This is a genomic window from Brevibacillus sp. RS1.1, from assembly GCF_013284365.1.
Lineage (GTDB): Bacteria > Bacillota > Bacilli > Brevibacillales > Brevibacillaceae > Brevibacillus > Brevibacillus brevis_D.
The window spans coordinates 235,804-249,587 of sequence record NZ_JABSVA010000006.1 but is presented as its reverse complement, the minus strand read 5'-3'; the positions used below and the strand labels follow the sequence as shown (position 1 = coordinate 249,587).

Annotated in this window: 11 protein-coding genes; 3 read left to right on the top strand and 8 right to left on the bottom strand. The window is 46.6% G+C overall.

Annotated elements, in window-relative coordinates; translation table 11 throughout:
- Positions 1 to 176: 176 nt before the first annotated feature.
- Together HP570_RS20585 and HP570_RS20580 are read left to right on the top strand one after the other, a co-directional pair.
- A complete protein-coding gene (locus HP570_RS20585; RefSeq protein ID WP_173626959.1) occupies positions 177 to 734 on the top strand; it encodes an RNA polymerase sigma factor in 558 nt (185 codons plus the stop codon).
- On the top strand, positions 731 to 2,476 hold the full coding sequence (locus HP570_RS20580; protein WP_173626958.1) for a DUF4179 domain-containing protein: 1,746 nt from the start codon (positions 731 to 733) through the stop codon (positions 2,474 to 2,476). The genes HP570_RS20585 and HP570_RS20580 overlap by 4 nt, the downstream gene beginning before the upstream one ends.
- Positions 2,477 to 2,532: 56 nt before the next feature.
- Here HP570_RS20580 and HP570_RS20575 read toward each other — a convergent pair whose 3' ends face one another.
- The 8 genes from HP570_RS20575 to HP570_RS20540 all read right to left on the bottom strand — a co-directional run bounded on the left by HP570_RS20575 (position 2,533) and on the right by HP570_RS20540 (position 12,631).
- The gene (locus HP570_RS20575) at positions 2,533 to 3,066 is read right to left on the bottom strand and encodes a GNAT family N-acetyltransferase (protein ID WP_173626957.1); all 534 of its coding nucleotides are present in this window, start codon (positions 3,064 to 3,066) and stop codon (positions 2,533 to 2,535) included.
- A gap of 12 nt (positions 3,067 to 3,078) precedes the next feature.
- Complete coding sequence (locus HP570_RS20570) at positions 3,079 to 3,696, bottom strand: TetR/AcrR family transcriptional regulator (RefSeq protein WP_173626956.1); 618 nt, start codon at positions 3,694 to 3,696, stop codon at positions 3,079 to 3,081.
- A 527-nt stretch (positions 3,697 to 4,223) separates the two neighbouring features.
- The gene (locus HP570_RS20565) at positions 4,224 to 7,379 is read right to left on the bottom strand and encodes a hybrid sensor histidine kinase/response regulator (RefSeq protein WP_217364742.1); all 3,156 of its coding nucleotides are present in this window, start codon (positions 7,377 to 7,379) and stop codon (positions 4,224 to 4,226) included.
- A gap of 70 nt (positions 7,380 to 7,449) precedes the next feature.
- Positions 7,450 to 8,598 (bottom strand): ABC transporter permease, encoded by a 1,149-nt coding sequence (locus HP570_RS20560; RefSeq protein WP_173626954.1) that lies wholly within the window; start codon positions 8,596 to 8,598, stop codon positions 7,450 to 7,452.
- Positions 8,595 to 9,725: an ABC transporter permease gene (locus HP570_RS20555; protein ID WP_173626953.1), complete on the bottom strand. Its 1,131-nt coding sequence runs from the start codon at positions 9,723 to 9,725 to the stop codon at positions 8,595 to 8,597. Before HP570_RS20555 ends, HP570_RS20560 begins: the two co-directional genes overlap by 4 nt.
- A gap of 15 nt (positions 9,726 to 9,740) precedes the next feature.
- Positions 9,741 to 10,679, bottom strand: a complete 939-nt coding sequence (locus tag HP570_RS20550; protein ID WP_048031181.1) for an ABC transporter ATP-binding protein — start codon at positions 10,677 to 10,679, stop codon at positions 9,741 to 9,743.
- Between the two features lie 118 nt (positions 10,680 to 10,797).
- Complete coding sequence (locus HP570_RS20545) at positions 10,798 to 11,913, bottom strand: sensor histidine kinase (protein WP_173626952.1); 1,116 nt, start codon at positions 11,911 to 11,913, stop codon at positions 10,798 to 10,800.
- A 16-nt stretch (positions 11,914 to 11,929) separates the two neighbouring features.
- Positions 11,930 to 12,631 (bottom strand): response regulator transcription factor, encoded by a 702-nt coding sequence (locus HP570_RS20540; protein WP_012684491.1) that lies wholly within the window; start codon positions 12,629 to 12,631, stop codon positions 11,930 to 11,932.
- A 266-nt stretch (positions 12,632 to 12,897) separates the two neighbouring features.
- Between HP570_RS20540 and HP570_RS20535 the strand changes: the two genes are divergently transcribed.
- Positions 12,898 to 13,680 carry a class I SAM-dependent methyltransferase gene (locus HP570_RS20535; RefSeq protein WP_173626951.1) on the top strand — a complete coding sequence of 261 codons (783 nt, stop codon included), beginning with the start codon at positions 12,898 to 12,900 and terminating at the stop codon, positions 13,678 to 13,680.
- The last annotated feature ends 104 nt before the right edge of the window (positions 13,681 to 13,784 follow it).

The window sequence follows — 13,784 nt, the reverse complement described above, 5'->3', positions numbered from 1 at the left end:
ATGCCATTTTGAAAAATCATGAAAAAAGTTTGAGAGGGGTCCCCTCTCCTCAGCGTCTATAGTAATGAAAAGCAAAACGGTTTTGTCCGTTTTGTTTGACCACAAACGAAAAACGTCGAGACGTTTTTCACAAAAAGGAAAGCTGCGCAGCACCTTTTTGCAAGGAGGTAACAAACATGCAGGACGATCGAGAGGTCATTGCGGAGGTTCTTCAAGGAAATAAAGAGGCTTATGCTCTGATCGTCAATAAATACAAGGGAAAAATCGCTTCGATTCTCCAGCGCACGCTCCATCATTCTCATGATGCCGAAGACATGGTGCAGGAGGTTTTTATCAAGGCGTACTACAGTCTGCCAGATTATAAACCCAATTGCTCCTTTTCTGCCTGGCTGTATCGAATTGCGATCAATCGCGGGATTGACGAGCTGCGAAAAAGAAAACGGATGCCTTCCATAACGGAGATGGATGTCGAGGTCAAAGACGAATGTCCGATCCCAGAGGAAGATTATCTGGAAAAAGAACAGCGTCATGCTTTGCAACAGCAGATGATGGCACTAGACAAGAACCATAGGGCGATTCTCGATTTGCATTATCTTCAGCATTTAAGCTACCGAGAGATCGGGAACAAACTATCTTTGTCCGTAGATACCGTGAGAATGCGCCTTTCCTATGCCAGGAAAAAGCTGCGAGACCAGCTAAGCAAGCCGGAGAAAAAAGGGGGCACCTCGCTTTGAATTGCCTTACGCAAAGACAGCTGATCGCCTACATGGAAGATCGTTTAACGCCAGTGAACAAACGAAATGTCGAAAGTCATCTCGATCATTGCACACACTGCCAGCACCAGCTGGAGCAATGGATCGATGAGCTGCACCAAACAGAAGAAACGATGTGGAAAAACTCCCTCTCACCAAATATGGATCAAAAGATTATTCAGATGCTCTCCCCTCATCCCGTGAGAGTATTGAACCCTGCAACCCCTTCACATCAACCACCCGCGTGGAAACAAAGGAGTATCACGATCATGAAAAGAATGACGCTTGCCGCCGCTGCATTAACCATCGTCGTCTCGGGAGGAATGCTCGTCTCCCCGACCTTTTCCAGTTATGTCCATGCTGCTTTTACGAACAGCCCGATTGGCAAGGCTGATCCTGTAGCACCTGTGAGCAATAGCTTCCTGCAAAAATTAGCGGACAAAGGAATTGCTCAAGCAGCCAAGAATGGATTCGCGCAGTCCGTTGATGTAAGTGCGACCGATCAAGGCCTCACTTTTACCGTGCATGAAGTGGTGGCTGACCCGCTGCGTATTAGCATAGCAGCTTCTTTAAAAGACAAGAACGGCAAGGCATTAGACAGCTTTATGTCGGAAATGGTGAGTAGATCTAACAAAGAGCCACTTATCATCATCAAAGACAAACAAGGAAACATCCTTATACCCTCTAAGGAAAAAAATGCTCAATACCCCAATAAACAATGGGATCATTCCATGTTTGTCGATAATGGTGTTATGATCTTGGATCGCGAGCTGCGAAGCTATTTTGATGATGTAAACAAGGTGCCAGACGAGCTGATCGTAGAGTTTAACATTAAGCAACTAGATGACATCAAGGGGAACTGGAAGCTGTCCGTACCTGTCGATATGAAAAAAGCCAAAGCAGCAATGAAGACACATGAAATTAACAAAGCCTACACGACCCCACAAGGACTCAAGCTGAACGTCAAACAAATTACGTTTGCGCCAAGCGGAGTGGAGATGGTCATTGATCGAGCCCTTGCTGCTAACGAGAATAACGCATACAGCTATGAGCTGGTGAACGACAAGGGCACAGCGGTCGCTGCTTGGGATTCGACTGCGGTTATTTATGAAGCCAACAAAAGAAGTAATGTGATCAGGGATGTGAAATGGGAGCATACCCACTCCACCGAAAGTGGAGCAAGAGACTTCCATTACTTCTATCCCATTGACGAAAGCCAAAATCTCAACTTCAAGCTCGGATCTGTTTATACAGAGGAAGCGGCTGCTTTAAACGCGAAATTGGACACCAATCGCCTCGAAAAGAAAGAAGTCATTACAGCAAAAGACCAGGGAGATCAGTTTACTTTCAAAAAAGATCAAAAGGATCCAAACGCAGTCGTTGATTTTGAAGGCTATGACGGCCATCACCGCGTGAACGACGATGGGACTACCACAAAATTGGAAGGCTACGATCTGGCATTCGAGGCAACTCTCTCTCCAGATACTGCCGCTATGGGTCCCTACCAATACTGGACCATTACAGACGAGACAGGGAAAAAGTACGAAGACATCGACTACTTAATCAATAAGACTGAGTATAAAAATGATCGGGCGATTTTTGAAGGAACGATCTTCTTAAAAAACCTCACAACCCTTCCAAAGCAATTGATCATTACTACCGAGAAACGAATGGTTGAACACAAAAATGTAGAGTGGGAAGTACCGATTTACGCCGGAAAATAAGAGCTCTTCATACGCAAAAGGCTGGTGGTACCCTTCGTACCGCCAGCCTCTTTTTTTCACGAGATATATTCCTCCTGCAAAATCCCCATGTGCACGAGATCATGCCATTTTCCTTCTCGAAACAAAAACTGCCGCGAAATCCCCTCTTGCTTGAATCCGAGCCTATCATACAGCTTTATGGCTTTTTCGTTAAAGGAAAAAACACGCAGCGATACCCGATGCAGATTCATTTCCAGGAATGCATAATCCAGCAGCAGCTTCAGCGCTTCTCGTCCATACCCCTTTCCCCAATACTCCTTCTCCCCAATATCGATGATGCACTCCGCATTGCGGTTTTTCAGGTCGATTTGGATGAGAGAGGTAATCCCGATCGGTCGATTGGTTTGGCTGTCTACGATCATATAGCTCTTCGAGGAGCTTGCATGCAGAATGACCTGGTTCACAAAACTGTTCGTATCTTCCCATGTATAGACGTCCATAGACGGATTCGTTGTCCGCATGACTTCTACGTCATTTCTCCACGTGTGGTAGACGTCCACGTCTTCCCCTGTCATTTTCCTCAAATAGATTCTCTCTGTTTGAAATAACATTCGTACCCCTCCTTATTGAGTCGGTCCCAGCATCGCTCTCAATGAAAACAACAATGCTTCCATCTGCTCGGGCACCTTTGTTTTCTCTGGACCCAAATGGGCGGTATCCAGCATCAGCCCATCGATAACCGAGATGAAATAGCGAGCGATCACCTCAGGTGGTAGCTGTGGCTTGAACTCACCTGTCGCTGTCCCATGCGCGAAGAAAGCTGTCAACACGTCGACCAATTTTTCATAGCGAGTCGTGATGTATGGATAGTTCTGTTGCTTTTGCTGATCCTTCAGTGACAGGAAAAACTCTAAGTTGGCTTTGGACAGTGTTTGATCGATTTTCTCGATCTCGTCCTGTTGCTTGTTCACCCATTTGGTGATTTGCTGCCAAGACTTTTCGCCAGCAACAGGCGCGAAAAATTGTGCATCCTGTTGATCCTTGAATTGCAGCAGCTCTAAATATAAGTGCTCCAGGTTATCAAAGTAGGCATACAAGGCTCCTCGTGATACGCCAGCCTCGTCCATGACGTCTTGCATGGTGGCCCGTGTATAGCCTTTTGTGATGAACACACGTTTTGCCGCTTGCAGCAGTTCGATTTTCTTTTTGGTTTTGTATTCGTCGCTTACTTTTGGGGCCATAGGGGTTTGGGTCTGCCTCCTTGAATAAAATATACATAAGTGTCGTTTTTGTTGGTGAGATCATTATAAACGACAATTATGTCGTTTTTCAACTCCTTATGATTTCTCCATAATTTTCAACAGAAGGGGCCGAATGTCCAATCAATGAAAAAGCCATGGCATATTCTGTGTTAGATTGTCATGAAAGGATGGGGGCATTCTTGAAAAGAAAAAAATCGAAGGGTCTCAAGAAAGCCTTTGGACGCTTGGTACAATATGGACCTTCTCTGGAACGTCGTAGAGACCTAAGTAATCACCTGAGGGATGAATGTAATGAGTTGAATCCGAATAATCCGAGTGGGGCTTTTTGTTGTTACCATTGTAGTAGATGTGCCATATATGGTAATCGGTTTGGTGACTATGACTGTAACTATTGTAATTCCGTAAAATGTAAGGGCGGGTGAACAGCATTCCTCGGTATAGAAAACGCGAAAAGCACCCTGCTTCACCAGTAACAGTGATTCAGGGTGCAAAAACAGCCACACACTCTATTGCGTCCGATCCGGTATCACAAACGACACCGTCGTTCCCTCCCCCGGCTTACTCGTGATGGCCAAGCCCTTCCCATACATTTGCGTCAGTCTCCGATTCGTGTTGGACACGCCAATTCCGCCTTTTTCCTTCTTCGACAGGTCAAGAATTTGCCGCACAGTCGCTTCCTCCATCCCGATACCGTCATCCTTCACCTCAAAAAGAGTGGCGTTCTTTTGTCGGACGATGCGGATATGGAGAGTTCCCCCCTCTATTTGGGTAAGAAGACCATGGTTGATTGCATTCTCCACCAACGGCTGAATGGTCAGTGGCGGGATCAACAAATCGATGCTAGGCTCAACCTCCCACACGATCTGTAACCGCCCGCCAAATCGTTCCTTTTCAATGTAAAGATACGCTTGGACGAGCTCCAGCTCATGGGAGAGTGCTACTTGTTTTCCTGTATTCAAAAAGTCAAAGCTGATATGCAAGAAGGAGGTAAACGCATCCCCGAGTTTACGCATCTTCTCCGTATCAATGTCACTCAACGCCATAATCGAGCTAAGTGTGTTGAACAAGAAGTGCGGGTGAATCTGCGCCTGCAAGTAGGCAGCCTCCATACGCAGTCGTTCATCGACGGTTTGTTTGAGTGTCGTCAACGACCAGACGCGGTATTTCAGCTCCATGCCATCGACTGGTTTGCAAACATAGTCATTCGCACCAGACAAATACCCGGTGTATACATCCTCAGACTGGCTGCGCGCCGTTAAGAGCAAGATCGGAAGCTCTGAAACAGAGAAATGCTCCCTAACCCTTTGCGTCAGCTCATAGCCCGACATATGGGGCATCATGACATCGATAATAAGCAAATCCCACTGCTCTGTAAAAAGCAGATCGAGCGCGTCTCTTGGCGATGCGTACGTAGTGATTTGATAATGCGAGGAGGAGAGCATTCGGTCCAGCACCCTTAAGTTAACCGGGTCGTCATCGATCGCCAATATGTTCGCCTTTCTTTCTACAAACGCATGCGCAGCCGTTTGCTGAACAGCCAAGATATCTGGAGCTTCACTCTGCCCCATCTGATTAATAGCCGTCACTTGATTGCTCTTATCAATCTGCTCCACATATTGGCTCTCTGCTGCTTTCATCTCATCTGTACTAACCGCGGGCAGCTCGAAGCGAAATACCGAACCTTTGCCCGGTTCAGAGTCGACTCTTAGCACACTATCATGCAGCTCGACTAGCTGTGAACAAATAGCAAGACCGAGGCCAATTCCTCCGCCGTCGTTCGTTGCTTGAGCTCCCTGCTCATACGGCAAAAATATACGTGCCTTGGTATACTCATCCATCCCGATTCCTGTATCGGATACATAGATCGCCACCTGTCCGTCCATGCTCTTAGCCGAAACGACGACAGCTCCTTCTTCCGTGAATTTCAATGCATTATGAACAAGATTGAACAGAATCTGGACTAGCCGCTTCTCATCTGCCAAGATTGGCGGGATGGACTCTGGTATGTCCATTCTCAGTTGAACAGGCTTGCCTTCTACCATATAAGTGAGCATGCTGATGATGCCGGAAACAACCGATTGAATACGCAACGGCTTCTTTTGCAACACGATATGCTTGTCCTGCAATCGTACGACATCTAGCAAATCATCCAGTAAATGCGACATTCTGCGGCTGATCGTGATTAAGAGCTCCATATCCTGCTTGCTCCGACCACCTATGACATGCTTTTCATTGTTGACGACAGTTTGGGCGATATTCAAGATCCCGTGCAACGGCGTCCTCAGTTCGTGCGAGGTATGGGCGAGAAACTGGTCCTTGAGCTTGTCCGCTTCTTTCAATTGCTCTGTTAGCTTTGCTTTTTCCTCTGAATTGCGAAAGAATCTCTTGAACCAGTAAGCAGAAAAACTGACAAGTGCAGCAATCAGGTCGAGCGGATAATACACGTACTTGATATCGATCATTTTATATTCGATGATGGCGGACCATATGACATTGGACAAAATACTCGTTGCAGCAATGAGCAAAAACACAGCGTCATTCTTGTTATGCATAAGCATGCGGCTGATTTTGAAAATAAACAGCAACAACGGGCCAAAATAAATAATGACTAAAAATGGCGTTCCAGCTAATATATACACCCATTGTGCTGTTCCCAGTATGATGACTGCTGAATAAAGACTGAGCACGGAAAGATATGCCCGAAACGGCTTGGAGTATTCTTTCTCTTCCTGATCAGATAGACTCCTGACCAATAATATCATCAGCAAAGGCTGCCATATGTAAGCGAGCACTTCTACCTTGATCGACCATGTATAATCGATCGGGAGCCAAAGTAACAGCAGATTGTCATAATCAGAAACAGTCTTTACCCCTACGCAGGAAAGTAACAGAAAAAACACCAGAAACTCTTTGTGGCGGGCATTCAATACGTACAGGATGCCGGCATACAAGCCATGAAGCAACAAGATGAGGAAGGTTGCCATCTGGAAGCCGATAGAATACCAACGTTCGGTGTCAACAGCGGCCTGCGATCCAAAGTAAATCGATCTGACGATGCCTCCTTCGAGTGGATTATGAAAGTTGGCCGTTCGGACAAGCACTTCAATGACCTTTGCATCACCTGCAATGTACGTAGCCGTGAAGGATGCCTTCTGCGGCGTATACTCTTCCGCTGTTGTCGCAGGCACTCCAACTCTGGCTAATATCTCTCCGTTAACCTCTACGGTAGAAGATGCTTCCACTTGCGGAACCCATAAGGTGTATGGCTGATTTAGTGGTTGATCGACCAAAATCCGCAAACGGTATGTACCATAGCCATACGGTGACGGAGAGGCCCTGGAAAACGCACTGCTCCAATTGCCAGGCACTTGAAGGTACTGTCGTTCGTCAGTCGATGATTGCTTGAAATCTTCATGCGTGATGAAAGAATCAGGGTAAAACTCCCATTCCCCATCCAGTGAAATGGACGGGGAATTTTCAAAGTCCCACCCGCGCATATCAAGAACCCCTTGAATCGCTTGCGGATGAACTGGTGATGCATGAAACGAAAACCAAATCGTTCGAAGACCTAGGAGAAATGCTAAAAACAAGAGAAGAATCACAAGATGCTTACTTATGAGTGCTTTTAAATGACTCCGATTATAGTTGCTTTGCTTTATCATAGTAAGATCATCTTTCGACACGATTCGAATTATCCCTTGTCAAATTACAGTCCACCTCTTCCTATTTTTCTCACACAAACTGTCTGCTATCGTTATTCCGCCCAAACCGATAGATGGCGATCAAGGCAAAAACCGTAGCGAATGCGAGCAAAATAGCTATGTTCAAATACAAGCTCCCCAGACTATACCCTTGTTGAAGCTTATTCACCGCATCAAGCAACCAATGCTGAGGCAAGAATGTTGAAATTTTGCGCACGGTGTCTGGCATGATTTCCATTGGAAAGAAACAGCCGGCCAGGAGGCATGACGGTACAATGATCAGGTTGGAAATCGCTCCAGCACCTGCTCTACTCTTCGCAAAGGCAACGGTCATCAGAGAAAGGGCGATAGCGCCCAGCGCAAACACGAACAACGGCAGAATCATTTGACCATACGAGACGCCTGCATCTATGCCGAAGACGTTTTTCATGACGAGCAAGGTCACGATGATTTGCAGCAGTAAAATAAACATGTTGACGATAATATTCGAGAATACATAGGATCTGGCCGACATCGGCGAAGAAAGGAGGCGCAAAAAGGTGCGATTCTCTTTTTCTTTTAAAATGATCTCTGACATGTTCACCGCAGAAAACATCATGAACATAATGAGGAATCCAATCGATTGATTCGTCATGCGCGTCACATTTGATGTGTCTTGAAGCGTTACCGTATGGAGCTTGTAGCTCTGCTCTTGGTAGGCCGTATACAGCTTCGTGAATTTTGCCTCATCCGCCTGTGCCGTTTTTCCAATCGCGGCAAGATTGCCGATATAACTATGCAGCATGGCCTTCATGTAGGCAGTTACCTGCTCACCCTTTACGGATACCATATTCAAGTGTGCCGGCGACCCTTTTCGAACACTAGCAGCATACCCTGACTCGAAAACAATTCCGCTATCCAGCTCACCAGAAACGATTTGTTCGCGCATCGTTTGTTCGTCGATGACTGTGACTTTGACAGATTCCAATCTCTCGATAAACTGGATCGTGTCCTGCGTGATCACCTGGTCCCCATCCTGATTGATAATTCCTACATGGATCGTACCGCTACTTGCATTGCTGTACAGGGTAAGAGACAGTAGGACCCCAGCGATCGGCAAACCCAAGTAAGTGAACCAGCTTTTTTTACTCCGAAACGTCTCCATCAGCGTTTTCCGAATTAGCCATAGCATTTCATTCATACGAAAGCACCCTCCCGTCTGCGCATCGTGATAACAGAAATGATGATGAACGCCGTAGCGATACTCACATTCATCGCAATCGCAAACCATGCGCCTCTCGTATTGTCTGTGTAAATGATTTGCATCAGACCTGTATTTGCCCAGTGAAGGGGAGAGAATTTGGACAGGAGGCCGAAGAAACCAGTTGATTGATCAACGGGAAAATAGGCACCGCCTACAAAGGAGGCGACCTGCGTAAAAATATTGTTGATTGACCTTACCCCTTCGCCTTTGAAAAGAAAGCTGATCCCCAGACCCAGGCTGACCGCAAGCAACACCTCTGTCAAAAGCACAAGGATCACCATTCCGTAGTGGTTGCCCCAATCTGCTTGGAACACGAACTTGCTGACTACGAACACGACAAGCACGAAAAACAGATTGACGAACGTACTGCCGATAATTTTGCCAGTAAAAATGACACCTTTGCTGACAGGTGCTGCCATTAATCGTGTGGATGTTTTGTTCGTTCGCTCTCCAGTGAATAAATAACTCGCTGAGAACATCGAGTAGAGCGCAACCATCGTCGTCATCGCAATCGCGTAATAGTCGATTGCCCCCGGTTTTTTATTGGGATTCAAGGTCGTTTCATGAATAAAATCATCACGATGTTCGATACCCTTGACTATTGCCGAACCCGATTCGGGATCTACCTGATAAGCTGCAGATGCGAGCGAGTACCGATCTGCAAAAACGGTTAGCATCCCCGCGAGGATATTGCTTCCTATCGCATTCTTGCTACTTCCATAAAACTCAATCCCCGCATCACCGACGACTGCGTACCCCGTATAGCGATCCGCGCGAACTTCCTCCTGCCCATCCATGCCTGAACTTGCTTGCGCGACCTTCACTCCTTTATCATCCAATGCTTTGATAAACGAGTTCCACGCCGTAGACATTTGCGCATTCGTCCCGTTGCTTTTATACAGCAAGCGCATGTCTCCTACAGTCCTCGTATCGTCGAATGCATTGGAAAGGGCGGAGCCTAATATCAGCATCAGGATGACAGGAAGCGCTAGCATAAACATAAACGTTCTTTTTTCGCGAAGGCTGGACTTGATTTCTTTTACAGCGATATTCCATATGTTCATGGCAAAGCCCCTCCTCTAGTCTCGCAAGTTTCGACCGGTTAAGGTCAAGAACACAGTCTCCAGATTCGGCGCTTGCTCTTCAACGGAGCGGATTTCTACCTGATCCTTGATGAATTGTTGAATGATCCGGTTCAGGTTGTTGATCTCCGTTTTCGATACGATTTTGATCGTATTCTCTTCTTGAAGCACCGCATTCACACCAGGAATCGCCTTAATCCCTTCGAGGTTTAATGGTTCATCTGCTCTGACCCCAATCCAAATTTCCTTTGCGTCAGTAATAATCGCTTTTAGCTCCTCTTTCGATCCTTCTGCGATGACTTTTCCATGATCGACAATGGCAATGCGCGTGCAGATTTCTTCGACTTCCTCCATGTAATGGCTCGTATAAATGATCGTGCAGCCCATGTCGTTTAGCTTGCGTACCGAATTCAAGATATAATTGCGCGAATGAGGGTCAATCCCGACAGTAGGTTCGTCCATGATGATCAGCTTCGGCCGATGGGCAATGGCACAAGCGATGTTTAACCGACGCTTCATCCCGCCAGAAAAGTTTTTGGGAAAGCTAGTAGCTTTGTCACCGAGGCCTACGAATTCAAGCGCCTCTTCCGTCCGTTCGCGAAGCAGTGATCCACGCAGTCCGTACAAACCAGCAAAAAACCTCACATTTTCATAAGCAGTCATATCCTCGTAGATGGCGATATCTTGTGGCACGATGCCGATGTTCATTTTTGCGAATTTGCTGTGCTTCTCAATGTTTTTTCCCAGAAGGGTAATCTCGCCCTTTGTTACGCGCAATAGGGAAGCGATCATATTGATAGTCGTGCTCTTTCCCGCTCCGTTGGCCCCCAAAAAACCAAAGATTTCTCCTTCACGCACATTCAGAGACATATTGTCGACGGCGACGAAATCACCGAATTTTTTCGTTAACTGACGAATTTCCAATACATGACTCACGTACCTCACTCCCTTCGTGGTTATGTCTGCATTGTAATAAAAAAGGATGCCCCTATGTCAGTGCATAAGTTCATCCCTCGGCATATGAGATTTCTCATGTTGTTTCCCATGATTTTTTTCATTCGTTGCGATAAGGTAGCAGAGTGGTCACGCTAAAGCCTCGCGTACCGTCTACAATCACTGTTCCACCAGCGGAAGCGGCTCTCTCCTCCATCCCGAGAATGCCAAGCCCTTTTACAACCTTTTCTGCGCCGGTCCCATTGTCTGTAACCACTGCTTTAATGAATGTATTCAGCACCCGTACCTCTAGGGAAATCACTGTCGCCTTCGCATATTTGAGTGCATTCGTGACCGCTTCCGTCGCATTTTGCTGGATGATTTTCCATTGAATCGGTGTAATGACATCAATGTCCCCGTTAAAAGTAAGCGTGGCTGTCACTGTCTCTCTGGCAGACAGCTCATCGACAAACAACCGGAGTCGATTGATTCCCAGCTCCTCCGGCCGTGGCTTCACATCCTTGAGTGTCACTCTGATTCGCTCCAGCCCTTCCTTCGATATTGCGATCGCATTGCGAAGTAGCTCGGATGCCTTGTCCTGATCAGTCGCCATCAGCAGTCGTGACGCTTCCATCTGAATGAGCGCACCTGCCACCGCATGCCCCACATCGTCGTGAATTTGTTGAGAAAGGCGATTACGCTCCTCCAATTGAATCGTATAGGTTGACTGGCGGAAGTATTCGCTGCTCTCGTTCAAGGAGCGGGTCAAGCTTTGCAAATCCTCCCTCAGCTTCTCCCGTTCTGCCTCTAATCTACGAAGCTTGTCAGTTAGCATGCTGCCACACCTATACAGCAAAAAGCTAAGAAAGGCCATTAGTAAATACAAGGGCATCCATTCAGGCAAAACGATGAACAAAGGCAACAGCATACCTCCAAATACGACCACCCTCTGCTTACTCACCAAGAATACGATCTCCAAAATGTGGACTGGCAAGAGCAACACAAATAACGGGTCCAACACAAGTGTACTTGCTACCACGAACACGATGGATAGTCCCATAAATAATTGCTTATGATTCCTCTTTTTCACAATGAGAATAGTGAGATTACCAGCCAAATAAAACAGGTACACAAGAATTTGCCACGGGTCCATTTCAGAAGTGGGGTGAACCAGAAAAGAAGTCACGATGATAAACCCGAGCACTGCTGCCTTATTCGCCATTGTCCATAACTCCATCGGTAGTAACCTCCTTTCAGTCAGACATGTTCGTTTCGCCCGTCAAATAATAGATGGCGATCTGCGTACGGTGTTCAAGCGCCGTTTTATTCAAGATGGAAGTAATGTAATTCGCAACGGTTCCCTCGGAAATAAACAGCTTCTTAGCGATTTCTTTGTTCGATAGCCCTTTGGCGATCTGCTTCATGACATCGAGCTCCCGTTCCGTAAATAAGCTTTTGTCGATTTTGCTTTCGGTAGGGATGCCTGCTGTCGCTTTGGGAGATGGGGAAGTGGACACGGTATCCGCCGCGTTCCTCCCTGTATTCAGGTTCATTTTGATCTTATCTAGGACGACATCCTGCAGCACATGATGGTTGTTATAGACACTCTTGATGGCATCTCGGATGCGGTTGGGATCATTGTTTTTCAATAAATAACCGCGTGCCCCTGCTTGAATGGCTTCGAGGACAAATTCGTCATCGTCAAACGTGGTCAAAATGAGTGGTTTGACTGTAGTTTCCGTAGTCAGCACACGAGTCGCTTCCACTCCATTCATGTTCGGCATCCGAACGTCCAAAAGCGCGACGTCTACCTCGTTCTGTTTGCAAAACGTCACCGCCTCGACCCCATCCTCCACACTCCCGACTACTTCAAACTCCGCAAAGCTCGTCAGGATGATTTTCATGCCTTCCCGTATAAACGAATTGTCGTCTGCGATCAACACTTTGATTTTCAAAGCAGCTTGCCTCCCGTCGAACAGACCCTCGACCGCATAAAGAGCGGACGTATATTTTTTTCCCAATATTACCACTGTCCTGCTTTGCTTCACAATTGTAGAATCTCGCCCCCATGGTTCTTACTTTCCGGTCACACATGGAAAAATTAACACTCCGAAAATATATAGACACGAATCATATGTGTCAGTATGATATATTACCTAAGCCCTCTTACCAACCTATCGGGGCCAATTTTTTGAATGGAATACTCTATGGAGGGGAATTTGTGGAAACATCACAACTAAATAAAACGGCTTGGAACACCGGGGCTTACCAGGCGTGGCTGAAACGCTTTGGAACCCCTGCTGAGGCAGCGGTCAAAATTCAAGAAGACCCCCAAAAGCGAATCGGCAAAGTATATGAACACATGGGCGACATTCGCGGCAAAAAGATTATCAATTTACTCGGCTCAAATGGAAACAAAGCCGTTGCGCTCGCCTTGCTAGGTGCCGACGTGACCATCGCCGATTTCTCTTCTGAGAATGAGCAGTACGCCAAGGAACTGGCTGCATCTGCCGACGTTGACCTGACTTACATCGTTTCGGATGTATTGCAGCTCCCTCCAGATGTATTGTCTGGTGAGTATGATCTCGTTTTTATGGAATTCGGTATTCTTCATTACTTTTTGGACTTAACCGAATTATTCCAGGTGGTCAACTCGCTCCTGCGAAAAGGCGGCGTGCTCGTCCTCCAAGATTTCCATCCGATATCTACAAAACTCATCTCCTCACGCGGAACGACTGCGAATATCCGCAAACATAAAGTAACAGGCGATTATTTCGATACCTCGCTTGAGGAAAAGGACATTGCTTTCTCCAAATTCCTCTCGAGCGGCACAAATGTCGCTGAATCCAAAGTATTGTTGCGCAATTGGACATTAGGAGAAATTGTTACGGCCATTGCGAGCAAAGGGCTGTGCCTAAAAATGCTGGAAGAGCTACCGAATCTCTCCTCGGAGGTTTTTGACAAGGGAATCCCGAAAACCTTTACGATTATCGCCGAGAAATAATAATGGACGTTTGCCATCATCTTATTACATTCCTACTACCGAACAGAGGAGGCTTTCCCTTCTCTTTTTCTTTTACACACTTATAGACTGACGGTCAGTCATAT

Bases quoted from the DNA above. Each gene is read 5' to 3' on its own strand.
- HP570_RS20545 (WP_173626952.1), bottom strand. From the start codon at position 11,913: ATGGAGTTATGGACAATGGCGAATAAGGCAGCAGTGCTCGGGTTTATC.
- HP570_RS20570 (WP_173626956.1), bottom strand. From the start codon at position 3,696: ATGGCCCCAAAAGTAAGCGACGAATACAAAACCAAAAAGAAAATCGAA.
- HP570_RS20575 (WP_173626957.1), bottom strand. From the start codon at position 3,066: ATGTTATTTCAAACAGAGAGAATCTATTTGAGGAAAATGACAGGGGAA.
- HP570_RS20565 (WP_217364742.1), bottom strand. From the start codon at position 7,379: ATGATAAAGCAAAGCAACTATAATCGGAGTCATTTAAAAGCACTCATA.
- HP570_RS20560 (WP_173626954.1), bottom strand. From the start codon at position 8,598: ATGAATGAAATGCTATGGCTAATTCGGAAAACGCTGATGGAGACGTTT.
- HP570_RS20555 (WP_173626953.1), bottom strand. From the start codon at position 9,725: ATGAACATATGGAATATCGCTGTAAAAGAAATCAAGTCCAGCCTTCGC.
- HP570_RS20585 (WP_173626959.1), top strand. From the start codon at position 177: ATGCAGGACGATCGAGAGGTCATTGCGGAGGTTCTTCAAGGAAATAAA.